General features: G+C 40.6%; 16 protein-coding genes and 1 riboswitch. Of the genes, 9 read left to right on the top strand and 7 right to left on the bottom strand.

Going from position 1 to position 25913, the window contains the following annotated elements; all coding sequences use genetic code 11:
- Positions 1-116: 116 nt before the first annotated feature.
- From AACW45_RS03135 to AACW45_RS03145, 3 genes are all read right to left on the bottom strand, one after another.
- Positions 117-2006, bottom strand: a complete 1890-nt coding sequence (locus AACW45_RS03135) for a sensor histidine kinase (protein WP_190631073.1) — start codon at positions 2004-2006, stop codon at positions 117-119.
- Positions 2007-2033: 27 nt separating this feature from the next.
- The gene (locus AACW45_RS03140; protein ID WP_096641852.1) at positions 2034-2747 is read right to left on the bottom strand and encodes a response regulator transcription factor; all 714 of its coding nucleotides are present in this window, start codon (positions 2745-2747) and stop codon (positions 2034-2036) included.
- A 468-nt stretch (positions 2748-3215) separates the two neighbouring features.
- Complete coding sequence (locus AACW45_RS03145) at positions 3216-5873, bottom strand: S8 family serine peptidase (RefSeq protein ID WP_190631075.1); 2658 nt, start codon at positions 5871-5873, stop codon at positions 3216-3218.
- 546 nt (positions 5874-6419) lie between these two features.
- Positions 6420-6562, top strand: a riboswitch (cobalamin riboswitch).
- 393 nt (positions 6563-6955) lie between these two features.
- On the opposite strand from AACW45_RS03145, the gene AACW45_RS03150 reads away from it, so the two are divergent.
- The 6 genes from AACW45_RS03150 (at position 6956) to AACW45_RS03175 (ending at position 13947) form a co-directional block, all read left to right on the top strand.
- Positions 6956-7366, top strand: coding sequence for a DUF1636 family protein (locus AACW45_RS03150; protein ID WP_190631076.1), 411 nt, complete (start codon positions 6956-6958; stop codon positions 7364-7366).
- 221 nt (positions 7367-7587) lie between these two features.
- Entirely contained in the window at positions 7588-9645 is a 2058-nt protein-coding gene (locus tag AACW45_RS03155) for a TonB-dependent receptor plug domain-containing protein (protein ID WP_190631078.1), read from the top strand.
- A gap of 48 nt (positions 9646-9693) precedes the next feature.
- A complete protein-coding gene (locus AACW45_RS03160) occupies positions 9694-10566 on the top strand; it encodes a (2Fe-2S) ferredoxin domain-containing protein (RefSeq protein ID WP_190631080.1) in 873 nt (290 codons plus the stop codon).
- Between the two features lie 83 nt (positions 10567-10649).
- A complete protein-coding gene (locus AACW45_RS03165) occupies positions 10650-11852 on the top strand; it encodes an ABC transporter substrate-binding protein (protein WP_190631081.1) in 1203 nt (400 codons plus the stop codon).
- On the top strand, positions 11852-12937 hold the full coding sequence (locus AACW45_RS03170) for an iron ABC transporter permease (protein WP_190631083.1): 1086 nt from the start codon (positions 11852-11854) through the stop codon (positions 12935-12937). The genes AACW45_RS03165 and AACW45_RS03170 overlap by 1 nt, the downstream gene beginning before the upstream one ends.
- The gene (locus AACW45_RS03175; protein WP_190631085.1) at positions 12934-13947 is read left to right on the top strand and encodes an ABC transporter ATP-binding protein; all 1014 of its coding nucleotides are present in this window, start codon (positions 12934-12936) and stop codon (positions 13945-13947) included. The genes AACW45_RS03170 and AACW45_RS03175 overlap by 4 nt, the downstream gene beginning before the upstream one ends.
- A gap of 72 nt (positions 13948-14019) precedes the next feature.
- On the opposite strand, the gene AACW45_RS03180 is transcribed toward AACW45_RS03175, so the two are convergent.
- Complete coding sequence (locus AACW45_RS03180) at positions 14020-15690, bottom strand: glycosyltransferase family 4 protein (protein ID WP_190631087.1); 1671 nt, start codon at positions 15688-15690, stop codon at positions 14020-14022.
- A 281-nt stretch (positions 15691-15971) separates the two neighbouring features.
- On the opposite strand from AACW45_RS03180, the gene AACW45_RS03185 reads away from it, so the two are divergent.
- Together AACW45_RS03185 and trmFO are read left to right on the top strand one after the other, a co-directional pair.
- Complete coding sequence (locus AACW45_RS03185; protein ID WP_190631088.1) at positions 15972-17213, top strand: hypothetical protein; 1242 nt, start codon at positions 15972-15974, stop codon at positions 17211-17213.
- A gap of 365 nt (positions 17214-17578) precedes the next feature.
- On the top strand, positions 17579-18901 hold the full coding sequence (gene trmFO, locus AACW45_RS03190) for an FADH(2)-oxidizing methylenetetrahydrofolate--tRNA-(uracil(54)-C(5))-methyltransferase TrmFO (protein WP_190631089.1): 1323 nt from the start codon (positions 17579-17581) through the stop codon (positions 18899-18901).
- Here trmFO and AACW45_RS03195 read toward each other — a convergent pair.
- Positions 18898-20046, bottom strand: coding sequence for a DUF3466 family protein (locus AACW45_RS03195; protein WP_190631090.1), 1149 nt, complete (start codon positions 20044-20046; stop codon positions 18898-18900). The two genes, trmFO and AACW45_RS03195, sit on opposite strands and share 4 nt — an antisense overlap.
- A 690-nt stretch (positions 20047-20736) precedes the next feature.
- Positions 20737-23184, bottom strand: coding sequence for an ATP-dependent Clp protease ATP-binding subunit (locus AACW45_RS03200; RefSeq protein ID WP_190631280.1), 2448 nt, complete (start codon positions 23182-23184; stop codon positions 20737-20739).
- Between the two features lie 292 nt (positions 23185-23476).
- Between AACW45_RS03200 and AACW45_RS03205 the strand changes: the two genes are divergently transcribed.
- Positions 23477-23773: a DUF3288 family protein gene (locus AACW45_RS03205; protein ID WP_190631091.1), complete on the top strand. Its 297-nt coding sequence runs from the start codon at positions 23477-23479 to the stop codon at positions 23771-23773.
- 103 nt (positions 23774-23876) lie between these two features.
- On the opposite strand, the gene AACW45_RS03210 is transcribed toward AACW45_RS03205, so the two are convergent.
- Positions 23877-25877, bottom strand: a complete 2001-nt coding sequence (locus AACW45_RS03210; protein WP_190631092.1) for an ATP-binding response regulator — start codon at positions 25875-25877, stop codon at positions 23877-23879.
- Positions 25878-25913 lie beyond the last annotated feature (36 nt).

The raw sequence follows: 25913 nt of genomic DNA on the forward strand, positions 1-25913 counted from the left end.
AGCTATCTTTAACTTGTAAAAATCTTACCAGCCTCAACTTGATATTCAAACATTATTAATAATAATCTTACAATTACTGAAAAATTAATCACTAATACCTTTAATATAGGATGTAATTACGAATTATTCTGGCTCAGTTTCCAACTCAATTCGCAGAGAGTACCGCGAGGGGAAATTGACTCGCGGTGAAATTCTCCCCCTAATTGTTTTGCCAGAATTTTAAAATTTTTTGTCCCTTTACTTTCTCTCTTCGATTGAATTCCACAACCGTTATCTTTCACCGATAATTTATATGTATTTTCGCTATAAATACCCGATGCTTGTACCCGCTTTACTCCTTGGGCATGTTTACCCACATTACATAAAGCCTCTTCTAGGAATAAACATATTCCTCGTTTATCTTCTCTACTTAAATACTTATCATCAATTGGGTCAAAATTGCGGACTTTTACTTTTAAAGTTTGAAAATATTCAAAATCATTGCGCTCTAGGGTGCTAGAATATACTTCATATAATAAATCATGTAATGGGCGGTTTAATTCCAAAATCACACCGCTACCTAAACGTAAAATTTCTTCTTTTGTTAAAGCTTCCAGTTTGAGAAATTCACCCAATTCGCGAATTTCTTTATCCAGCTTTTCAAATTGCGCAATTAATTGTTCGTAGGGAATATCCCGCGCTCGTATATGCTTTAAACCATAGGCGAGGGTTTGCAAAGGGCCGTTATGAATTACGGTAAAAGTATGCTGGATAGTATTTTGACGTTCGCTAATTTGCGATCGCAAGAATTGATCGTGTTGGTAAAACGCAAAAGCACTCAATCCTAGCCCATTTATCACTAATATCAGCAAATTCGGGACAATGGGAATCCATATCCCCCACACCGATAACATCAGATAGCCAAAGCTCAACAGACAAAATATTGCTAACCCGACACTGAGCAGATTTTTCCATGCGGATTGCGTAATTCTGCCGATAACTAGGGGCAGAAAACCCCAAATAAATATCCATGTATACTCCCCCGCATCATCCCAAGTATGTAACATTGGGCGACGATCAATTACAGTACTCAAAATTTGACTAATTACATGGGCGTGGTAGTCAATGCCATAAATTTGACCGCTCAATTTGACTTTTGGCAAAGCTGATGTATAAAATATATCACCTGCGCTAAGATTGCGGTTGCCTACTAAGATAATGCGATCGCGCAATAATTCGCCATCAACCTTCCCAGAAATCACATCACGCAGCGACACTACAGTAAAAGGCTGAGGATTATTGCGAAAATTCATTACAATATACAATCCCCCATCATCAACCCCAACATAGCTACCAAAATTCTGGTGAATTCGCGGTAATTCTACATCCCGAATCATGATAGTATTGGGGTCATGATTTCCCTCTTGATATTTAATTTTTTTGGCATCTAAATACTTAATAACTAACTGCAAAGCCAAAGAATATTTATCTTCATGAATATTTTTAGGATTGGCTGTATACAACAAATAGCGGCGATTTTTACCATCTTGATCGTGAGGTAAATCGACAAATCCCACCCGTTCTTGTGGCAGACTTGGAGGTGGTGCAGTTTCTCCCGGTGGTAAAATTTTTTCAATGCCAATAATTTGCGAATTTGTGCGTAATATCTGAGCTAATTGTTGAGCGCCAGGTTCTACAGGTACATTTTTAAAGATATCTAAGCCAATAGCGAGGGGTTGATAAGTTTCCAGCTTGCTGAGTAACTCTGCAATTTTGACATCAGGAACCGGATATTGTTTTACCCATGCAATATCTTTTTCATCAATCCCCACAATAACTATACGTTCATCAGGCTGTTCTTGGGGACGCAAACGCAACATTGTATCGAGAAGCATCCATTCCCAAGATTGCATTCCCCCAACTAGGCGGATGAATATCATCACTATTAATACAATAATCCCTGGAGGTGCAGCTAACGACCACAAACCAAATTCTTGGCGAATGCGATTCCAGATTCTCCTTTTCATTTTACTTGCCCTTGAATCGTCTTTTGATTAATCAATTAGACCTGCTTCACGGGCACGAATTTCGGTAAGAATGCGCATATTCTTGCCGCTTTGCTTGCAATCTTCAGGATATACCCCCAAAACATCCTGAATCTTTGTCCAGTAAGTTCTCACGGCTCTTTCTGACTTATGCATTTTCTCAGAGATAGCTTTATCAATCAAACTCTCTTCAAAAGCCAAGCGCAACACCTCCAACCATTCGGGTTTGAGTTCAATTGCGGTTTTAATTTCTTTAGTGTGCGTCGCCCCTTGGAGTGCTAAATTAACTCGCATCAGCATTTCTGCTTCTGGTAATCCCTTATCTGCGATCGCAAATCCACCTTGATGATTATCTATTTCATGTTTGATGCGGATTAAGGCTTTAACATAACTAGTTTGCACCATGAAATTTTGCTCTGGATATTCTTTGAGCAAAGTTTGCAACAGCTTAATTCCCGTATCAATTTCTGCTGTTTCCCCTGGCTGATAAGGAATCGATAAATCCATCATAATCAACGCAAAGGGCTGATGAGATTTCAATTGTGAAAGCGTCTCAATTCCCGTCTGCGCTTTCATAATCTTAGCTTCGGGATACTCTCTTTTTAATACATCCAGTGTACCCGTCAAAATTAATTGATGGTCATCAACAACAAGAATACCCAGCTGTGTATTCACTGGTAACTGTCCATAAATTTCAGATTCTCTCACATTTACAAATAGCATATTTTGGGCATAGGTTTCTATAATTGACGTAAAATCCGTGAGTTACAGCCTATTTCAGCAAATTATCTGTACCTCAGCAACGCCGCATTTTGCTGTATCTGCATATTTTAATCAAAGAGCGATATTTAACCTATGCACAAAAGTGCAAACCTGTACCGCAAACGATATCAAGGATAGCGAATTGCAAGTTGGTGATACCAATTCAAAATTCAAAATTCAAAATTCAAAATTAAGAATCCGGACAGGATAAGGGTTTAGGCTTGTGTATCTGTCGCATTGTCTTTTTAAATTGGTATGAGGTACAGATAATCGTTGATTGTAGGGGCATTGGCACTGCCATGCCCCGAAGCGCGTACCTCATTTACCTGAAATATGCTGTATATAAGTAAAGGCACAACCATCATCTTGGTTGCGCCCACAACATCTTCAGTAATTCACGCTTTTGTCATCTGCAATCTTTAGCCAGCATTAAGCCGTCACGAAAATATCTGCATTAGTTAAAGACAACCCAGTATTGAGGGTAGCAAATTGAATTTTAGCGATCGCTCCTGTACCATCTCGATCGAAGAACAAACCACCATTATTGCGATCGTAGATAAATCTGTGACTGCTTGTCGTCGCTGCAGAACCGATCGCAAATTGACTAGCCGCGATCGCCGCACCAGCAACTAACCCGCCACCAAACCCAGCCGCCGACACAATTATCGTATCATCAACTACGCTAAAATCAGTAATTCTATCAAGACCTGGGCTAGAAGAATTGAAAGTAAAGCGATCGCCACCCGTGCCACCTGTCAGAGTATCGTTACCCGCAGCACCCACGAGAATATCATTACCAGCACCACCAGTGAGTGTATTATTAGCACTGTTACCTGTAATATTGTTATTCAGATTGTTACCCGTGCCGTTAATTGCTGCGCTACCCGTCAAAACCAGGTTTTCTAGCTCTGCTGGCCCTAAATTAAAACTATAAGCAGATTCAACTGTATCTACACCTTCACCAACATATTCATAAATGGTGATGTAATCATCGCTACTAAAAATATAGCGATCGTTGCCAGTACCACCATAAAGCGTGTTAGTGCCACTACCACCATTGAGGGTATCATTCCCCGCGCCACCATAAATAGTATCGTTGCCTACCCCACCATTGAGGTTATTATTGCTACTGTTACCAGTAATAAGATTATTCAGACTGTTCCCTGTGCCATTGATAGCTGCTGTACCGATGAGAGTTAAATCTTCTACATTAGCAGCCAAGGTATAAGTAACAGATGACTGTACTAAATCTCTACCCTCATTAGGGTTTTCTATCACCACATCTCCAGAGCTATTCACTAGATAAGAATCGTTACCTCTACCACCCTTGAGAGTATCATTACCCGCGCCCCCATCAAGAATATCATCACCCCTACCAGAAGATATAACATTAGCAGCATTATTACCGATAATCCAGTCATTACCATCTCCAGTAAAGGCATTTTCGATAATAGTCCCGGAACTAATAATTAAATTAGTCCCATTAAGAGAACTTGTAGAACCTGGACTGAGATTTAAATAAGTATTAGCAGTAATCGCAGCCGCATTAATTGTATCAATGCCAGAACTATCAGTCAGTGTAGTTGCGCCATAGATGCCATACTCATTATTGTAGATATATGTATCATTGACTGTATCTGCATCCCCATATAAATGTAATTTCCAACTATTAAGAATGCCACTATCTGTAGGCCCTAAATCCTTAATTCTCAGTGTCCAGTTACCAGCACTACTTTCTCCCCAATGTTGCGTACTGGAGAGCTTAAATACAATATTATCTCCTTCATCCTCTTGATTTCCTGGTCGATAAACCAAAACACTCTCAGTTCCACTAGGAGAAATCAGAGAAACAACCAAATCTCCGCGATAAGGATGAGTGACATTGAGTTCTACTTCTACAAAATCAATTTCTAAACCGCCACTGACAGTAAATGTACTGCTAATTCCCGTATTATTATTATCAGGAATTACCCAGCCTAAATTACTCGAACTATAAGAAAGATTCTGCTCATTATTAAATCGACTTTGTTTTTGCCAAGTTTCTGCCAAACGCACAGCAGCATGAGCATCTACCAAGCCAAATCCATAATTGTGGCTAACATGTAAACCCCCACCATTCCAATTTTTAGCGCCGTTGTATTGCCAAATGTATGGGTAACCCCCGTAATTATTAGGATCGTTTTGACGAGCAGAATAGGCAAGAATTTCTTGTATATCTCGATAACCTAAATTGCGATTGGCTTCTAGCATCAGTGCAACTACCCCAGAAACTTGAGGCGCAGCAGCAGAAGTTCCATTAAAGCCGTAGTTATAGTCTCCAAAAGCATCGCCTTCATATCCTTGGCGATCTGTAGTCACAATACTGCCAGGAACCCCACTGCCAAAGGCAGAAACTAAAATAGAAGCACCCGGAGTGCTATATGAAGATGCCAAGCCATCAGAATCAAGTGCAGCTACAGTAATGACGTAGCGGGAGTTAGACAAGTTAGAGTCATTAGTATTTAAACCATTTTGTCTACTATTTCCCCCAGCAAAAACGATCGCAGTTCCTAAGCCATTACGCCCAAACTGCGCCGCATCTTGAATAGCTTGAGCTACTTGGGAATATCCAGGATTGAGAAAATTAAATCCAAAGGTTGAGTCGTTACCCCAACTATTATTAGCGACATCAACATAGCGTAAGCGCTGCAACGCGCGAATCATACTATTATCATTGCTGTAATTAAACCGGAAAGAAGCTAAATTCGAGCCATAGGCTACACCCACACCACCAATACCATTACCAGCCACCGCACCAATAATACCTGCAACAGAAGTAGCATGATAGCTTTCACCAGGTAGGGGGTAAGGATTACCACCATTGCTAACACCATCATAGTCAATAGAAGTATTGTAATTTGCCGCTAAATCAGGATGATTGTATTCTACACCACCCCCCTCAAACACACCGACAACAACACCGCGTCCTGTATAGTCATCCCACACATCAACTACATTGAGATCCATACCAGGAGTACCGCCGGATTGACCATAGTTATATAGATACCATTGATATGGAAATAAAGGATCGCTAGGAAAAGTAGTCATAAATTTGTCTCTGTCATTGGGGAAATATTTCTATGTCGAGAAATAGCCTGAAGCTCTGCAAATACTTATTTGTTTGACAAGGAAAATCTTCGACAATTAACAGAATAAAAAAAATAGATAAATTAGTCCTTCAGCTTTTCTGCAAACATAGATACAACTTTTAGTACCGATACCCGCAATATCCTGTATCTAAATGTGCAGAAAACTGTATTGTCATTAGTAATGCAATACCCTGTCAGGTATCGCATCAACAATTGATAAGTAAGTCGGTGGAAAAAAACCAAACTATATTACGAAACGTAAATAGGCTAGAAACCCTTACCAATGACAAATGACAAATGACAAATGACAGCCCTCGCCAGTTATGTTTAATTGCACCGCCCTACTTACCAATTTGAAACAAGAATGCGACAGATGGTAGGGGTATAGCACTGCCATGCCCTCTAAAATACTGGAACTAGAAGTTGGTTACAGCAGTTTTCATGCATTTGAACCACAGAGGTATAGCTTTTGTCGGTTTTGATGCACTTGCATGTTGTGGTATGATTTAACCATCAGCAAATCGGTTCTGATGGGGAACAGCCATCAGAGGTAACGGGGAAAGCCCGGTGTGAATCCGGCACTGTCCCGCAGCTGTAATGAAGTTCATACTTCAAAGTCAGAATGCCCGCCGAAACGATCGCCAACTCCCATCTGCGAGGTACAGATGAATAACGCTATTAATATATTCTTCATTACACAGTATCGCTGTCTCATAGTTGCAGACCTACGCTACGCAATGCAAATTTCTATGAGATTGTAGACTTTTCCCTACAGATATCAATACTCACACAAGGTTATAGATACAAGTCTCAAAACCCATTTGTATCATAACTTTCGTGTTCGCATATTTAGGGAATCAGTTCAAGTCATTAACAGTCAACTGTCAACAGTCAACTGTCAACTGTCAACAATAGCAATGGAATATTTTTTACCTGACAGTCCCTAACATTATTCCCAGCAATCACCAGCGTTGCGCCGATACCTTCCCCCAGCCTGGAGAATCTGCATTCTTCACTTCAATCAAGAAGACTTAAAAATTAATGAACAACAAACAACATACTTTATTTGTCTGCACCACCTGCGCTAGTGTGTGGCAAGATGGCAAACGAATTGGTGAAAGTGGCGGACAGCAGCTATTACAACAACTGCAACAACTTGCACAAAACTGGGAATTGCAAAATCAATTCTCCATTCAAGGCGTTGAATGTATGAGTGCTTGTAGTCATGCTTGTGCGATCGCCTTCCAAGCAGAAGCGAAACTCACCTATCTTTTTGGCAACTTAGTAGTTGATGATAGTGCCTCTGCCATCCTCCAATGTGCCACTCTATACTACACTAAACCAGATGGTTTACTACCTTGGTCAGAACGTCCAGAAGCTTTAAAAAGAGGCATCTTAGCCAAAATACCACCCCTCAGTAAATGGGCAAAATTCCATCGTAATTGTTGTTAATCCAACACCAGTATTAGGGGCGCGTTCACCCCGCCTCTACCTTAATCCTCAAAACTCTCAGCACTAAAGTGCTTACTACAAACTGAGAGCTTGCAAATTGCACTACAAGCGTGATAATAATAATCATTATCATTTTCCTCCTGGCTGAGGGTTTGTATAAAAAACCTCAAATCTTTAGTGACAACAAAATTTTTTAGTTATACAGGTGGCTGAAATTACCAATGCGTAATCAACTTATTGCCAGATGGGGAACTCAACTTATCGTCTCTAGCGTGACTATCGCCGTGGGGATGCTGTGGGAAAATTCCCGCATCATCGCTACAGAAATTGCACAAGCAGAAGAAAAAGAACCAGATATTGAACTCACAGTTATTGACAAACTCCTCAATGAACCTGTGTTTTCCCCTTTTCGTCGGGAAGGGACAGTCAAAGATTCCACTCGTCCGGTGTATGTTATTACCGGCGAAGAAATGGAAGCGCAAGGTGCAAGAACTGTCAGAGAAGCACTGCGATTTCTTCCTGGTATTTTAGGTGACGGTACAGTTGGGACAGAAGTAAACGCTTTAAGTGGTCAATTTATTCGCGGTTCTAATACTGGTCAAGTATTAATATTATTGGATGGCAGACCAATTAATAATTTAGGTGGTGGTGGTTTCGATTTGTCAGAATTTACCACTAATAATATTGAAAGAGTTGAAGTATTACCCGGAGGTGGTTCAACACTTTATGGTTCAGACGCAATAGGTGGGGTAATTAATATTGTTACCCGTCGTCCTACAGAGCAAATTACTACCGAAACCAAAGTTAATCTTGGTTCCTATGGACTCAACCAACAAAGCATACAAAATAGTGGTAAGTCTGGTGATATTTCTTGGGTAGTTGGTTACAACCGGACTCAAGCACAAAATAATTATCGCTTTCGTATTCCTGAAGCTAACTTTGAGGGAACAAGAACGAATAATGACGCAATCTTTAATAACTTTAATGTCAAATTAGAGGCAAATTTAGGTAAACGCAATACTTTAACTCTCTCCACCCTATATTTAGGGAAAGAACAGGGAGTACCGGGAGGTGTACCGATTCCTTTCCCGCAATTTGGACAGGGATTTTTTAACTCTCTCACCGAGAATAATCGGAAATACACAGACCAAGTTCTCACTGATTTAACCTGGAACTCCAAATTAGGTAGCGGCGATGATTCACTTTTAACAGCGAGAGTTTACGCTGATTTTCTCAACACTCGTTTTGATAATCGCAGTGGCGCAATTACATCCCAAAACCGCTTTGATACGAAACAGAATTCCTATGGTATTCAAGTTACACATAATTGGAATGTTGCGAAGAATCAGACCTTAGTTTATGGCTTTGATTATCGGAATACAAATGTACGCAACACCACATTTAATTATGGAACAAATATTACCAGAGAAAATTATGATGATGCTATAGGTCAAGGGGCAATTTTTGGGAGATATGAAATTAACTTTTCTCCTAGTTTTAGTATGAATTTGGGAGTGCGGCAAGATTTTAGTAGTTTGGTCAATGGTTCGTTTACATCACCGTCTATAGGAGCAAAATTTGCAGTTTCAGATACAACTACACTCAGAGCTAACTATATCAGAAACTTCCGTGCGCCGACCATAGCTAATTTATTCAATAATAATCCGACTAATATTGGTAATCCTGATCTTAAACCAGAAAAAGGCGATAGTTTTGATGTAGGAATTGACCAAAAATTAGGTAATATTGGCTTGTTGAGGTTGACATTTTTTAGTAACCGTGTTTCTGATACAATTGCCTTTACAAGACTCACGCCCCCTGTAAATGGAAATACAGGGACTTGGGAAAATATCGGGTTAGTACAAACTACGGGAATTGAAGCTTCGTTAAATTTACAATTGGCTAGAAATGTCTATGCTTTTGTTAATTATACGGCGAATGATCCGCGTATTTTAGCAAGTGCTAATCCGGTGGAGGTTGATAAGGAATTAAGGTTTGCAGGTGCGGATAAATTAAATTTAGGTGTGTCTTATGAAAATCCTCAAGGTTGGTATTTGGGGGTGTTGATGAACTCTTTAAATGGGTATCCAACTAATAATATTAATACGGAGTTTCTTTCGGGGTATACTACTTTTGATTTAAAGATGCGTGTACCTATTAGTGATAGTTTAATTTTAACTGGGAGTTTGGATAATCTGTTGGATCAGCGTTATCAGTTGTTTCCTGGTTATCCTGATGGGGGGAGGGTTTTTCAGGTTGGTTTGAGTTCTCGGTTTTAAAAAGAATTAGCTCACGCAAAGGCGCAAAGGCGCAAAGGAGAATTAAGAATGGCTGAGTTTAATTGTTGGGTGACACCAGTTAATGAGGTTGTGCGGGAAGATTTAGCTACGGGGGGGTTTGTTGAGTATGAATATTTTGATTGTGGAAGTGATGTTTTAGCATCGTTAGTCTATACTTTGTTTGAACAAAATTGGCAGCAGGTGGGGATTGCTCATATTGTTCAAGGTAGTGTTTTGGAGTTGGAATTTAATGCACCACCAAAGCTTTGTATTCTCTATGATGGATATTTGACAGTGGCTGCGGAGGGTTGGCATTTACATTTATGTATTGATACTAATTTTGGCGGCCCTTTGTGTAAAACTCCTGTGGAAGTGAGGAAGCAACGTTTAGTTTCTCGTGCGGCTTTTTATCGGCGGTTTAATACAGAAGGAAATCCCAGGAGTTGGGGGATTCAGTTTTGGAATGGTGCGAATGAACAATTGATGACGATTTTATTACCTAATCCTTTGGTAGATGGAGAAAATTTATTACCGGAGGGTAAACCAAATCTAGATAAGTTAGCTCTTTATCAAGATTTGCGAGATATTTATGTATTAGGTAAAAAACCCATACCCTTTACTAAAAATCCTCTCAAACATTCCTATATTTCCGTTTGTACCTCTACACGCTGTCTTCCTTCCCGCAAATGGCAACCTACATTTGATGCTTTAAAATCAGCAGTAGAAAATGCAGGTTTAGACATCGAAGTCAGAACATCTGGCTGTTTAGAAGTCTGTCAACTCGGCCCAGTTGTTTTTTATTCCAATGATAGAACTTGGTACACTCGCGTTAACCCGAATGTTGCCGAAAATATAGTCAACGAACACTTCATTAAAGGTAACAAAATCACCGAAAACCTCTACCCACCCCAAACCCTCTAAATCTCTGCGTCTCTGTCTTGAAAAGTTCAGATCGGAGGAAACCTCCGCTCCGACTTTTCGCTGCGTCTCTGCGTGAGATAAAAATGATAAAACTCCCCCACCAAAAACCAATCATCTTCCTCTGTCAATTATTCCTCATAGCCACCCTCATCATCGCCTGTAATCACACCACAATTCACACATCAACTAACACTTGCACCCCCAACTATAACCCCAATCAAGATTACTTTCCCAATAAAATTAAAATCACCCACGCCAGAGGTTTGGCGGTAGAGTATCACAAACATTACAAAGTAGTCACCATCAAAAACCCTTGGCAAAATGCCAAAACTCAGTTTCAATATGTTTTAGTCCAATGCGGAACTCCCACACCCCAAGGATTTAAGCAAGCACAGGTAATTACAGTTCCTATTAACTTCATAGTCTCTCTATCAACTACACATTTACCCCACTTAGCGAAATTAGGTGTAGTTGATAAATTAATTGGAGTGAGTAATATTAACCAAATCAATACATCTGAAGTAGTTGAGAAAATTAAAGCCGGCAAGATTACCCAAGTCGGCAATAATTCCAATGTAGATATCGAAAAATTATTAGCATTAAATCCAGACTTAGTAACAACCTTTGGTACAGGTAATTCCCAAACTGATAGTTATAGCAAACTCACAGAAGCGGGTTTGAAGGTGGGGATAAATGCTGAGTATATGGAAGATACGCCACTGGGGAGAAGTGAATGGTTAAAATTTACGGCTTTGTTTTTTAATCAAGAAGCCAAAGCCGAAAAGATATTTAATGAAATTGCGAGTAGATATACACAAATAGCCGCAAAAGCTCAATCTGTGAAAAACCGTCCGAGTGTATTTGTTGGTTTTAACTTTAAAGGTACTTGGTTTATGCCGTCTGGTAATAGTTATGTTGCTAAATATCTGGCTGATGCTGGAGGAAATTATCTTTGGAGTGATGATAAATCTAATGGTAGTTTACCACTTTCTTTTGAAGTGGTTTTAGAACGTGCTGCTAATGCTGATTATTGGTTGAATTTTAGCCAAGCTTGGCGAAGTGTCAAGGATTTAATCGCAGAAGATAACCGCTATGCTGATTTTCAAGCTGTGAAAACGGGCAATCTTTATAATAACAATGGGCGTTTAAATGCGAATGGTGGTAATGATTACTGGGAAGGGGGAATTAGTAACCCTGATATTGTGCTTGCAGATTTAATTAAAATCCTGCATCCAGAAATATTACCGAATCATCAATTGTTTTATTATCGTAAATTTAGCAAATAATGTTACTTAAATATCTGCCGTCTAACTTATTAATACTCTTTAAATCTACTTCTATTAGAACTTTATTATTTTTACTGTTAATTATCGGTTTGATTGTGGCATTTTTACTAGATTTAGCTTTAGGTTCTGTCTCTATTCCGATTCAGGAAGTTATCAATATTTTACTAGGACAAGAACCCGAAAAAGCGACTTGGGCGAATATTATTCTCAAATTTAGACTTCCGAAAGCTTTGACTGCAACTTTAGCGGGTGCGGCTTTGGGTGTGAGTGGTTTGCAAATGCAAACTCTGTTTAAAAATCCCTTGGCGGGGCCTTTTGTGTTAGGAATTAGTTCTGGTGCAAGTTTGGGTGTGGCTTTGGTGGTATTAACTGCAAGTGTGGCGACACCAACTTTATTAAATGATTTGGGAATTATTACTGATTTTGGGTTGGTGATAGCTGCTAGTCTTGGTGCGGCTTCGGTTTTGGGTTTAATGTTAGTGGTGGCGCGTCGAGTACAAGAGACGATGACGCTGCTAATTTTGGGTTTATTGTTTGGTTACGCTACGAGTGCAATTGTGAGTATTTTATTGCAATTTAGCTCTAAAGAACGGATTCAAAGTTATATTATGTGGACTTTTGGTAGCTTCGCTGGAGTGACTTGGAAACAGTTAATTGTGTTGATTCCGGTGATAGTTTTAAGTTTATTGGTGGCGGTGTTGCAATCGAAATCTTTGAATGCGCTGTTATTGGGGGAAGCTTACGCGCGGAGTTTAGGTTTGACGGTGAAGAAAGCTAGGTTTTCTATTATTAGTAGTGCTTCTATTTTAGCTGGTGGAATTACGGCTTTTTGCGGGCCGATCGCATTTTTGGGTGTGGCTATTCCTCATTTGTGTCGCAGTCTATTTATGAGTTCCGATCATCGAATTTTAATCCCTGGGGTGATGATTATGGGGGGAATATTGGCTTTGGTGGCTGATTTATTTTCCCAAATGGCGGTGAGTCAGATGGTTTTACCGTTGAATGCAATTACGGCTTTGATTGGAACTCCTGTTGTCACTTGGGTAATTCTGCGGCGTAATTCCCAAAAATCCTTTCCATCATGAATAATGCGATTTTAACTACTCATCATCTAAATATCGGTTATCAAACATCCCGCAAAAATCTGCGGTGTGTGGCGAGGGATATTTCTGTTTGTCTGGAAGCTGGGGAATTGGTGTGTTTATTGGGGCCGAATGGTGCGGGTAAGTCTACCTTACTGCGATCGCTTGCGGGAATGCAACCACCTCTAGGGGGTGAGGTGCGGCTTTTGGGTGATGATATCTATAAGTTAGCACCGCAGGATTTAGCCAAGCGGTTGAGTTTGGTGCTGACGGAAAGGGTAGATGTGGGTATGTTATCGGCTTATACTCTGGTGAGTTTGGGACGACATCCTTATACTGACTGGTGGGGAAAATTAACGCCTGAAGATGAAGCAATTATACATTGGGCGATCAAATCTGTAGGTGCGTTACATTTAGCTGGGCGTCAAGTTAGCGAACTAAGTGATGGTGAACGTCAAAAAATTATGATTGCGCGTGCTTTGGCGCAGTCGCCGATGGTAATGTTATTGGATGAACCGACGGCATTTTTAGATTTACCACGCCGGGTGGAAATTATGCAATTGCTACGTCAGTTAGCACGAGAAAATCAGCAAGCAATTTTACTTTCTACCCATGATTTAGATTTAGCTTTGCGGCTGGCTGATCAAATTTGGTTATTAACATCTGAGGGAATTTTACAGGTTGGCGCACCAGAGGATTTGGTGTTAAATGGCGTATTTGCTGATACTTTTCGCAGTGAAGGTGTGGAGTTTGATATATTTTCTGGAGAGTTTCATTTACATACACCCCACAAAGGAAATATTAATTTCATCGGTGAGGGTATCGCTTCGCTGTGGACAATACGTGCTTTAAAACGTGCAGGATTTGAAGTTGTTCAAAATAACCATGACTTACCAATTTCCCTAGAAGTAATATCAAATTCACAACAATTGTCCTGGAAAATTACCAACAGCCAGAGCGTAACCATTTATAATTCATTATACGAATTGATTAAAATTTTAAATTTATATTGAGGACAGCAAATTAGCGATCGCCTGCATATAGCAATCCTATTTGATCTGGGTACAAAACAGACAAGGGAGTGACTACGAATTAATACGCAGCACATCAAACTTAAGTAAATACAACAATGTGCGGGTTAATTGCTCAACTGGAACATCGCGATGGGAATTGAGGATGGTGTCAATTGAGACTGTGCCATTTTGGGCGATCGCATTTAAGATTGCATCTATAGTTGAATTGGTGTTTCTTCTGTCTGCACCAAAATTAGTAATCCAATTTTGCCGAATTTGTTGTAAATTTTCTGGTGTCCCCATCGCCCCCAATCCTAATATTAAATCTGGGTTGGCTGTGTTACTGGTGTAATGAGCAAATAATCTAAAGGGATCGTCGCATAAAGGTATGGGTGGGCTACTTGGTTGTAATGGTACAGACATTGGTGCAGTGGCGCGAATTTCTGCTAATTCTTGCCATAAATTTTCATAAGCGGCGATAACCACTGACCAATCGTAGGTTTCTCTAGCGCGTTTTCTCCCATTCTCACCCAGACACTTTCTCATTTCTGGCTGAGTAATTAATTGTATAACTGCGTTAGCGGCTGCATCTATATCAACTGCCACTACCATTGATGAATGAGCTATGTAGGTGCTGTAATTTAAATTATTATTGTGATAATCTGCGGCTAAATCTAAACTTAACCCTGGTTGAGGAATGAATGTAGGAATTCTCAAACCATCAACTTCATGGCGTACAGATTCTTGATAACCATCCCAATCGGAGACAATTACAGGTAAACCCGCAGCCATCGCTTCAATTGGTGTGAGTCCAAATGTTTCTTGAATATTATCTACTAAAGAGATAAAAATATCAGCCGCAGCCCAAATTCCCGCCCGGATTTCTGGTTTGCGCCCATCGACAAAAAGACAATTAACTGAAGGACAAAAAGTTTGCGCACTTTGGATAATACCAACTTTCTCTTTCTCATCTTCAAACCAACCAGCCAAGACAAAATTAATTTTAGTATTGGTGGCTTGGGCGGCTTTTTCTAATGCTAAATACATCGGTACAGGATGGGCTTTGGCGTAAAAGCACAATCGCCCAACAAATAGCACTACAATTTCATCTTGAGGAATACCAAGGGCTTGACGTAAACTGCGCCTGATATTCTCTGTATTTTCACCTTGGTCAAACGTATCGCAATCAACACCTAAAGGAATCACTGGTAGTTGGAAATTAATCTGCGGTTTAGCACCAAAGCGTTGGGCTAAATATTCAGCCCATGTATCAAAAAGACGATCGACAGCATTTTTCACTGCCATAGATGTGCAAATAATCGCATCCCAAGGTTGAACCGGGGCGATGAGTGCATCACCAATCCCATCCATGACGCCCATACTTGCAATTGTATGGGTGACACCGCAGATACTATAACCCCGTTGATTATCAAATCTTCGCGCCCAAGCCAGAGAAGAGAGGATAGGATCTGGGTGATAGATAGTTCCAGCTTGTGCGAGTACTTGATGATTGTTGCTGGGTAGCCAGGTAACTTGACGCCGACGGTTCATCCAGGGTTTAATGCGATCGCAAAATTCCATGAATTCCCCTTGGCTAGAGGTATAACAATAAAGTGAATCGGCTGTTCCATGTTGCACTAAAGCCTTGAGGAAACCTTCCCCCGCAGCTTGACGCCCTAACAGTCTGGTTCCAGAGGTATCGTAACCATCTTTTTTATAAAAAATTGCGGCAGTGTTATTCATATATGTTTATTTTAGGAATAAGGCGGAGGCAGAAGGGGGTTAAAAAATGGGTCTTATAAGTGTGGGATAGTACAAGTAAGTTACTCATCAATTTTTGCTTATTAGCATTGCATTTTATCATTTGCATTTTCAAAAGTTCATCAAATTGACTGTAATAACTTTTTGACTATCAAGTTTTATAACTTCGGGTTTGGGTACTACTTGATTTAAGTTGTTTCCACATTGGCGATTTATAAACGCATAAATTAAATTGGAAGCGCTGTTATTTATCATCATGCCAAATGCTAGTATTTTTTATTCATGGCGTTGCTGAATCAAAAGTAAAATTTGCCCAGCCTTTAAAACATCTGATTAAAGATGAATTATTACAGCGCAGTCAAGAGCTACCATATTTCCATTCTGGTTTTTATGCCGATGTTCTCAATAAAAAGGATAAAATCTGGAATTGTATAGATAGAGATTTACAAAACCAGAAGCAACAAAACCCTAATGTTAATCTTCAAGATATATTTCGTGGGCAAGAAATCAGGCGAGAATTTCTCTCCGATTTTGTCGGAGATGCTTTCACATACCTAAACGCGGAACGTGGCGCGAAAATCCGCGAGTCTATTTTTGGACATTTAGAAGATTTTATTCTGGCTCACCCCGAAGAACCAGAGATTCACATTATTGCTCATTCTATGGGTACGGTAATTTTATGGGATCTTTTGTTTTCTGATAAATTTTCTTCTAACGATGCTGCATTTAAAATTCGCTCACTAATACTTGAAAAAGTTAACCTCAAAAGTATTACTACGATGGGGTCACCTATTCTTTTATTCAATATGATTTTTGATGTTACTCCTGAACAGGTTAATAATTTTGCACGTTTATTTTATAAACAACCTATCAGATGGACAAATATCATTCATTCTTCTGACCTAATTGCCTATCCTATAAGCTCTAGCTTAAATTTCAATGATTCATGTAATTTATTATTTAAAGATAGATTTATATCAACAGTGGCTAATGATTGGGAAAATAATATGCGTGCTTTATATAATACTGCTGGCAATCTAAACCCACAAATAAATCAAGCTTTATCACTAGGAATGATAGCATCAGGTGCAGCAGATGCACATCTTAATTATTGGCAATGTGCTCAAACAGCAAAAATCATTGTCGATACTATGTTAGGAAATGAGGAAAAAATATTAAATCTCGTTATTGAAAGATTAAAGAAAATTCCGGGAATGACAATTAATTTTATGGATACTAAAGATTCCCCACAGACTAATGATTATAAAATAGATCAGTCTTGGCATCATTACCTTGGCGAACTTGATAAGCTTCGAGAAAGCTTTCAATTTTCAGATAGTAGTGGAAAATTAAATCTACGCGATAATATAGCTCAAATTCCTCATGTTTATGTATATGATCGCAATGGTAATTGCAAATTTAGTGGTTATGTTGGCTTATTTCATGCTGAGGGACTGAGACAAGAAGTACAAAACATTAAAGCAGAATATCGGTTAAAAATTTAGTTTTCATCATACACAAGCCTGAGATACACCAATATATCCGTCCTCAATAATTCCTAAAAATCTTCTCTTGGCGCTCTTGGCGTCTTCTCTGCGAGACGCTACGCGAAGGCGGTTAGATAATTCTCATAACTCAAATATCAAGCCTACCATATCCCTGTTTTGGTAGGCATTGTCCATACTAAAATTATTGAACTATTCCAATAATCAAACCAGATTCCTAGATAAATCCATATATGGTGATGAGTTTGCTGTATCAAGTCGATAACTCATCTTTTAGCCTTCTCTCCTAACAATCATTTATCATTACTATATATAAATAATCCCAGCAAAGCGGATTTAATGAATTAGGAATTGACATTATAACTATGACTCAACAACCGATACAAGTAATTGGAGGTGGACTAGCTGGAACAGAAGCAGCATGGCAAATAGCCCAAGCCGGAGTACCAGTGATTTTGCACGAAATGCGGCCGAAACGCTTTAGCCCTGCCCATCATACAGAACATCTGGCAGAATTAGTCTGTAGTAATTCCTTTGGTGCAATGGCGAGCGATCGCGCTACTGGATTATTACATGAAGAACTGCGGCAACTCAATTCCATTGTCATAGCTAAAGCCGATGAACACGCAGTTCCCGCCGGTGGTGCTTTAGCTGTAGATCGTGGACAATTTAGCCAAGAGTTAACCGAAACTCTATCCCACCATCCTTTAGTTGAATTTCGTCGCGGTGAAGTCCCAGCTATCCCTGAAGGAATTGTAGTTTTAGCTACAGGCCCCTTAACGAGTCCCGACTTAGCAACAGATATCCGCAGCTTGACGGGGATGGAATACCTCAGCTTTTTTGATGCCGCTAGCCCGATTATTGTGGGAGAATCGATTAACCGCGATATTGCTTTTATGGCTTCTCGCTACGATAAAGGCGAAGCAGCTTATCTCAACTGTCCCATGAATAAAGAGCAATACCTGCATTTTTGGTCAGAACTCAAGCAGGCGGAACAAACAGAATTAAAAGATTTTGAACGAGAAACGGCGAAATTCTTTGAAGCTTGTCTCCCCATTGAAGAACAAGCGCTGCGGGGTGAGGATACGATGCGTTTCGGCCCCTTAAAGCCAGTAGGATTATCTGATAGCCGCACCGGGGAACGTCCCTATGCTGTGGTACAGTTGCGCCAAGAAGACAAAGCCGGTCAACTGTGGAATATGGTAGGATTCCAAACTAATCTGCGTTGGGGCGAACAAAAGCGCGTCTTCCGCTTAATTCCCGGCTTAGAAAATGCTGAATTTGTGCGGTTGGGAGTGATGCACCGCAATACATTTATTAATGCACCCCAATTAATGCACCCAACTCTGCAATTTAAACAGCGTCCGACTTTATTAGCCGCCGGACAATTGATTGGGACTGAAGGCTACACGGCGGCGGCGGCTGGTGGTTGCTTGGCAGGAATTAACGCCGCTAGATTAGCTTTAGGGAAAGAAACTTTAACTCTGCCACCAACAACGATGATGGGGGCATTATTTGAGTTTATCAGTTCGGCATCCCCGAAACACTTCCAACCAATGCCGCCAAATTTCGGTATTTTCCCGGAATTAGGCGTAAAAATCAAGAATAAACAGGAACGTTACGGCAGATACCGCGATCGCTCTTTAACCGATCTAGCAAATTGGAAAACTCATCAATTGTCAAATTAACCTTGGCTGAGGCCATATTGGCGACGACGCAGATACAATAAAGCCGCCCCCGCAATTATACTACCGCCGATGGTCATCGGTTCTGGTACTGATGGCGGTGATTTCGGCGTTAGTAAAAAGGCGCGATAGTCAAAGGAACCAAATCTGCTATATCCGACAATTTGACCTTGGTTATTAATCGCTGTTGCCACATCTAGCTGCCATTCTGAGTTAGGTTCGATCAGGGTATTCAAATCTACCATACCAGTACTCTCACTCCATAAAAAGGCGGTATTGTAGGGTACAGATGCTAACCCCACAACTTGACCTGCATCATTGATGTCATAAGCATAGCTAGCGGTGTCATCAGGGAATTCTGGAAATCGGCTAGGGAGTGTACCAAGATCAATCGCGCCTGTACTTTCACTCCACAAAAAAGCGCGATCGCTATAATCGTCATTAATGTTACCTGAATAACCTACTACCTGACCGAAATTATTAATCGCCGCCGCAGAACTGAAATCTTTATTTGGCAGCGTGCCCAGGTTTTGCATACCTTGAGTTTGATTCCACAAAAAGGCGCGATTATCAGAATTTCCCACAACTTGACCTGCATCATTGATGTCAGTCGCACTACTGGACGATCCACCACCAAGAGTACCAAGATCAGTCATACCAGTATTGCGGTTCCATAAAAAAGCGCGATTACCCGAATTACCCACTACCCAATCTTGATTATTGATGGCGATCGCCTCACTACTAGACTGATTGGGGAGAGTACCCAAATCTACCATCCCTGTGTTGCGATTCCATAAAAAAGCGCGATTACCTGAATCACCTACCACTTTACCTGCATTATTGATGCCATTGGCAACACTATCATCCTTTCCGGGGAGAGTACCAAGATCGTTGATACCCGTTCTGCGGTTCCATAAAAAAGCACCAATCAGATAATCGCCGGAATAACCTACCACCTCACCGCGATCGTTAATGTCATAGGCAAAACTAAAAGGTTGACCTAGATTACCTAAGTCAGTGATATCGTACATGACTGCTGCCATTGCTGAGGCGTTTATACCCAATGTCGCTGCCGTACTGCCTAATAATAAAGTGAGATTTTTGACCTGACTTTTAACTTTTGTTTTTAAGTTGGTAATAGCAGTCATGTAATTCTCTCCTGTAATTGCTGGGAAATTGGGCTATTTTGAATAAATGCTCTTGATAAAACAACCTCTAAAGATATATTCACTTGTATTGAATATTTCACTCTGCTGCCAGTTAATCTACATACCTGGGAGAGATTTTTTATTAGGAATCATCAATAACATGATGGAAGATATTGCGATCGCTCTTTAACTCAATACTGTTCAGTTAGCGTCAAAAACTTTAAACCGCGTAGGTTGGGTTGAACGAAGTGAAACCCAACAAATCGCCGAGAATGTTGGGTTTCGTTCCTCAACCCAACCTACATTTACTTCTGAGAGAGATTTTTATCAGGAATCATCTGATTTAGTAACCTGGATTAATAATTTGTGATTCGTAACCAAACTTATTACAAAACTCCGAATTTTCGCGTTCTTCTTTGCGCCTCTGCGTGATGTATAAGTTAATAATTTTTATAAACCGCCAAGACGCATTAGACGCGGAGCGGCTTCCCGAAGGGTAGGATGCAGAGAGAAGAAATAGAAGAAAAAAATCCCTGGTATTTCTACCAGGGTTTGAAAGAGCTATTACCATTTCACTTCAGTTCTATCAAGGATACTCCTCTCTTGCTCTTCTGCGGCAGGCAGGAATGTGGAATGGTTCTCATATGTTACCGCAAAAGTGACATGGTATAAATCAATGCTAATTTACCATTAGCCAACATTTGCCAGCAGTAACTCCCGTTGCTCTGATTTTTGGATGTGTACCTGTCCGTCGTCGTTGACATCAGCAATGGCTGTGTCACCAGTGACGATTTGACCAGATAGCAAAGCTTCCGCGAGGGAATCTTCCAACAGGCGCATAATGGCGCGACGTAATGGTCTGGCACCGTAGCTGGGGTTGTAACCTTCTTGAACTACCAGTTCCTTGAAGCGGTCTGTGACTTCTAAGGTAATTCCTTTTTCTGTCAACCTACCAGCAACTTCACGCAGGAGAATTTCAGAAATTTGCTTGACTTCATCCTTGGAAAGTTGGGTGAAGACGATAATGTCATCGAGACGGTTGAGGAACTCTGGACGGAAGTAAGCTTTGAGTTCTTCATTCACCAAGTTACGGATGCGGTTGTAACTAGCATCGGCTTGGTTGTCGAAGTCGAAGCCTAAACCACCGCCGCCTTTTTCGATTACCTTGGAACCGATGTTAGATGTCAAGATAATTAAGGTGTTCTTGAAGTCTACTTTCCGACCTTTAGCATCAGTTAGATGACCGTCATCTAACAGTTGCAGCAGCATATTGAATACATCGGGATGCGCTTTTTCGATTTCGTCGAAAAGCAACACTGTGTAGGGTTTGCGGCGCACGGCTTCTGTTAGTTGTCCGCCTTCGTCGTAGCCTACGTAACCAGGAGGTGAACCAATCAGCTTGGATACTGTATGGCTTTCCATGTATTCGGACATATCCAGGCGAATCATGGAGTCTTCGGAACCGAAGAAGTAGGCGGCTAAGGCTTTGGCTAGTTCTGTTTTACCTACTCCCGTGGGGCCGGAGAAGATAAAGCTAGCAATTGGGCGATTGGGATTCTTTAAGCCGACTCTAGCGCGACGAATGGCACGAGAAACGGCGGTAACTGCTTGTTCTTGACCGATAAGGCGCTGATGCAGGGTATCTTCCAGATGCAACAGTAACTCAGATTCGGATTCTGTGAGTTTGTTGACGGGTACGCCAGTCCAGGAAGCGACAATTTGAGCGATGTCTTCTTCATCAACGACTGGTGTTTTGGGAACTGTACCACTTTCATCGCCGTTGAGTTTAGCTTGCAGTTCTAATTCTTGATCCCGCAGCTTTCCAGCTTTGTCAAAATCTTGCAGTCTAACTGCTTCTTCTTTGGCTTTGGTAACACCAAGAAGTTCGCGCTTGAGTTCTTTGTTAGCGGAAATCTGGGAGTTGCGCAGACGCACACGAGAACCAGCTTCATCAATCAAGTCTATGGCTTTATCTGGCAAAAAGCGATCGCTAATATAGCGGTCGGACAATTGTGCAGCTGCTAATACCGCAGCGTCGGAAATTGTCACTTTATGATGTTGCTCGTATGCTCCCCGCAAGCCGTAAAGAATTTCAATGGTTTCGGCTACGGTAGGTTCGCCGACCAGAATCGGCTGAAAACGCCGTTCTAAGGCTGCATCGCGCTCAATATGCTTACGGTACTCGTCTAAGGTGGTGGCACCGAGACATTGCAGTTCACCTCTAGCTAAGGCTGGTTTGAGGATATTGGCTGCATCTAATCCGCCTTCTGTACCCCCCGCACCAACTAAGGTGTGAATTTCGTCAATCACGAGGATAATATTGCCAACGGAACGAATTTCTTCGACGATTTTCTTGATCCGTTCTTCAAAGTCACCCCGGAAGCGAGTTCCGGCGACTAGCAAGCCCATATCGAGGCTGATGACTTGCTTGTCTTGCAATACTTCGGGTACGTCTTGGTTAATTATCCGTTGCGCCAGTCCTTCCGCGATCGCAGTTTTGCCAACTCCCGGTTCGCCAATTAATACGGGATTGTTCTTACTGCGACGACCGAGAATTTGAATTGCGCGTTCAATTTCTTTATCTCGCCCCACAATCGGGTCTATTTTGCCTTCCTGCGCTAGTTTGGTGAGATTTCTGCCAAATTCTTCCAAACTCAGTGGTTGATTGCGCTTTTGGCTACCACCAGCAGCGTATACAGTGGCATTTTCACCTAAGTAACGGATGACTGCACTGCGGATAGTTTTTAGGTCAACGCCTAGATTTTGCAATACTTTGGCGGCTACACCTTCGCCTGCTTCAGTTAAACCTAAAAGTAAGTGTTCTGTATTAATGTAATTGTGCCCCAGACTATGAGCTTCTTTAAATGATTGCTCAAATAGGCTTTTTACTTTAGGAGTAAAAGGAATTTCCGGTGGTACAAAACCAGAACCCCTACCAATAATTTTTTCGACCTCGCGGCGTGCTTCTTTGAGATTTACGCCCAAATCGGTCAGTACTTTAGCAGCAACCCCAGTTCCTTCTCCCATCAGCCCGAGGAGAATTTGCTCTGTTCCTACAAAGTTATGTCCCAGGCGACGTGCTTCCTCCTGAGCTAGCATTATTACTTTAATTGCTTCGGAAGTGAAGTGTTCAAACATAGCGGGTTCTTGCTCCCTTGCTGCTTGTACTTTAGGTGAAATACTCTTCACCCTTATCTAAAGTTTCATGTATTTTCTTAATGACAATGTATCTTTATTTAAAGTTGAATGACAGTAGTGAGAGCCGTAAGATTTCGGGTGGGGTTGCCGTCGTTAATTTTTGCCAGAGAATATTGGTGAGGTGAGAAGTTGTAATTATGACAGTGACCTCTTCAGTATGAACGTTTGACTTCTCTAGGCCTGGGCTGTGGGCTAAACTAAAAACTCATTACTTGTAATTGTAGGACTAACGATGGCTGAAGCATCTGGAGGTAAAGACCAACAGCATCCTTTGCAAAACCGCGATCGCCCCACTATTGATATTCTACTAGCTCAGGAGGCGACAGACTATAACTTAGCAGAACTTGCTCGGTTGAAAATTCGCTATCAAGGGTTTCCCGGAGCTAGAGAGATTCAAGAGGACTTAGATCAAGTTTTGCAACGCTGGGGTTTAACAGAAGCCGAATTATTTGCAAAAACTCGCCAAATTCACGACATAGGCGGAATTTATAAAAGTCGCGGGAAGAAGGAAGAACAGGATTGGAACTAAAGCAGGGGGCAGGGAGCAGGGGGAAAGAAATCAAAATTCAAAATAATCCCCCTTCCTTGTGACAACTGACAACTGACAACTGACAACTGACAACTGACAAATTCTAAATACTACTTTGCGAATGTTTTGACCCTGCCTCAGCATTTAATATTACCTGTAAACTTGTGAATAGTTCCTGAAATGTATAGGGTTTGGGTAAAAATGTGGTGATACTATCATCCAATGTTGCTAGTAATTCATGATTAGAAGTTAAACCACTCACCACAACAATCTTGACTTCGGGATTAATTTTTTGCAGTACCCGAATCGCCATTGGCCCGTCCATTGATGGCATCATCATATCGATTAAAACAACACTAATTTCTTTTTGATGTTTGGTATATAAAGCTACTGCTTCAATGCCATCTTTAGCGACTAAAACTTTGTAACCATTTTTTTCTAAAGCTGTTTTCGTAATTTCCCGAATTGATTCTTCATCATCAACAATGAGAATTAATTCGCCATTTCCTGCTGGTAATTCATCATAGCTGGTTAAGGCATTATCTATTTCTAGGTTTTGACTCGCCTGGAAATAAATTTGGAATTCTGTGCCTTTACCAATTGCACTCATCACTTTCACAAAACCATTGTGGCTTCTAACAATACCCATGACTGTAGACAAGCCCAAACCTGTACCTTGTCCGACTTCTTTTGTCGTAAAAAAAGGTTCAAAAATTCTGTCAATTATTTCTTGAGGAATTCCCTTACCTGTATCGGCTACGCTAATCGCCACATAAGGCCCTACTTGGGCATCCATATTCATGCGCGCACAGTTACTATCAACCCAGATATTTCTCGCCGAAATTTTCAGCAAACCGCCCTCTGGCATGGCATCACGGGCATTAATACACAGGTTTAATAATACTTGGTGAATTTGTGTGGCATCACCTGAAATATTCCACAGACTTTGTTGAGGAATATCTATATTTACAGCAATAGATTTAGGAAAGGTTTGTTTAACAATTTGTTCAATTTCGGCAATGACATTTTTTACCTGTAAGGTGATAAATTTACCTTCAAATCCGCGAGAAAAACACAACACATGTTTGACTAAATCTGCTGCCCGTTTAATATTGGTTTCCAGGATGGCGAGCCATTGCTTACTATTTTCGTCTGCTAGCTTAATTTCTAATAGCTGGGCAATCATTAACATGGGTGTGAGCGCATTATTTAGATCGTGGGCGATTCCACTAGCTAAAGTCCCAATACTCTCCATGCGTTGCGCTCGTAAAAACTGGGTTTCTAGTAGTTTTTTCTCGGTAATATCAGTGTTGACAATTAATATTGATTTTGGCTGTCCCGCCAAATCTGGCATAACTGTCCACCGACTAGAAACGATGATTTCTTTACCTATTTTAGTTTTTTGATATAAATCACCTTGCCACAAGTCATTTTTAGCCAAACTTTTGTGGATTTCTTGGAGTTGATATAGTGTTTCTGGTTTATACAGCAGGGTATTGGCATTTTTAGCGATCGCTTCTGCTTGCGTCCACCCATACAGATGTTCTGAGCCTTGATTCCAAAAGCGAATTTGGTTATTTAAATCTTGGACAATAATGGCATCTGTGGTGATATCTAACAAAGCTGCCTGTTCTTTGATTTTATCTTCTGCTTGCTTGCGTTCGTTAATTTCTGCCGCTAAATATTCATTTTGTTCTGTGAGTTTTTTTGTCAAATTTTGCAAGCGTAAATGAATTTTAATTCGCGCTATTACTTCCTCATTATCTAGGGGTTTGGTGATGTAATCTACTGCGCCTAAATTTAACCCTTTAACTTTATCCACTTGCTCTGCAAGGGCAGTTAAAAAAATCACAGGAATATTTTCCGTAACTGGATTGCTTTTTAACCGTCGGCAAGTTTCAAAGCCGTCAATCCCTGGCATTAAAACATCTAATAAAATTAAATCGGGTGAGGCATTTTCGGCTATGTTAATAGCGCTGATACCGTTGTCTGCTACTAATACTTTAAATCCTGTTTCTTCTAAATATTCCAGTAATAAGTTTAATTTTTGGTAATTGTCATCTACGAATAATATGACATTTTGCTTGTAACTACTAGCATCCATTCATACCTCAAAAAATACTTTTCAAACTTGACTAAT

It is taken from the genome of Calothrix sp. FACHB-168 (genome assembly GCF_963889195.1).
GTDB lineage: Bacteria > Cyanobacteriota > Cyanobacteriia > Cyanobacteriales > Nostocaceae > Aulosira > Aulosira anomala_A.

Bases quoted from the DNA above. Each gene is read 5' to 3' on its own strand.
- AACW45_RS03185 (WP_190631088.1), top strand. From the start codon at position 15,972: ATGCTAGTATTTTTTATTCATGGCGTTGCTGAATCAAAAGTAAAATTT.
- AACW45_RS03200 (WP_190631280.1), bottom strand. From the start codon at position 23,184: ATGTTTGAACACTTCACTTCCGAAGCAATTAAAGTAATAATGCTAGCT.
- AACW45_RS03170 (WP_190631083.1), top strand. From the start codon at position 11,852: ATGTTACTTAAATATCTGCCGTCTAACTTATTAATACTCTTTAAATCT.
- AACW45_RS03210 (WP_190631092.1), bottom strand. From the start codon at position 25,877: ATGGATGCTAGTAGTTACAAGCAAAATGTCATATTATTCGTAGATGAC.
- AACW45_RS03180 (WP_190631087.1), bottom strand. From the start codon at position 15,690: ATGAATAACACTGCCGCAATTTTTTATAAAAAAGATGGTTACGATACC.
- AACW45_RS03140 (WP_096641852.1), bottom strand. From the start codon at position 2,747: ATGCTATTTGTAAATGTGAGAGAATCTGAAATTTATGGACAGTTACCA.
- AACW45_RS03175 (WP_190631085.1), top strand. From the start codon at position 12,934: ATGAATAATGCGATTTTAACTACTCATCATCTAAATATCGGTTATCAA.
- AACW45_RS03145 (WP_190631075.1), bottom strand. From the start codon at position 5,873: ATGACTACTTTTCCTAGCGATCCTTTATTTCCATATCAATGGTATCTA.
- trmFO (WP_190631089.1), top strand. From the start codon at position 17,579: ATGACTCAACAACCGATACAAGTAATTGGAGGTGGACTAGCTGGAACA.
- AACW45_RS03195 (WP_190631090.1), bottom strand. From the start codon at position 20,046: ATGACTGCTATTACCAACTTAAAAACAAAAGTTAAAAGTCAGGTCAAA.
- AACW45_RS03205 (WP_190631091.1), top strand. From the start codon at position 23,477: ATGGCTGAAGCATCTGGAGGTAAAGACCAACAGCATCCTTTGCAAAAC.
- AACW45_RS03160 (WP_190631080.1), top strand. From the start codon at position 9,694: ATGGCTGAGTTTAATTGTTGGGTGACACCAGTTAATGAGGTTGTGCGG.
- AACW45_RS03135 (WP_190631073.1), bottom strand. From the start codon at position 2,006: ATGAAAAGGAGAATCTGGAATCGCATTCGCCAAGAATTTGGTTTGTGG.
- AACW45_RS03150 (WP_190631076.1), top strand. From the start codon at position 6,956: ATGAACAACAAACAACATACTTTATTTGTCTGCACCACCTGCGCTAGT.
- AACW45_RS03165 (WP_190631081.1), top strand. From the start codon at position 10,650: ATGATAAAACTCCCCCACCAAAAACCAATCATCTTCCTCTGTCAATTA.
- AACW45_RS03155 (WP_190631078.1), top strand. From the start codon at position 7,588: ATGCGTAATCAACTTATTGCCAGATGGGGAACTCAACTTATCGTCTCT.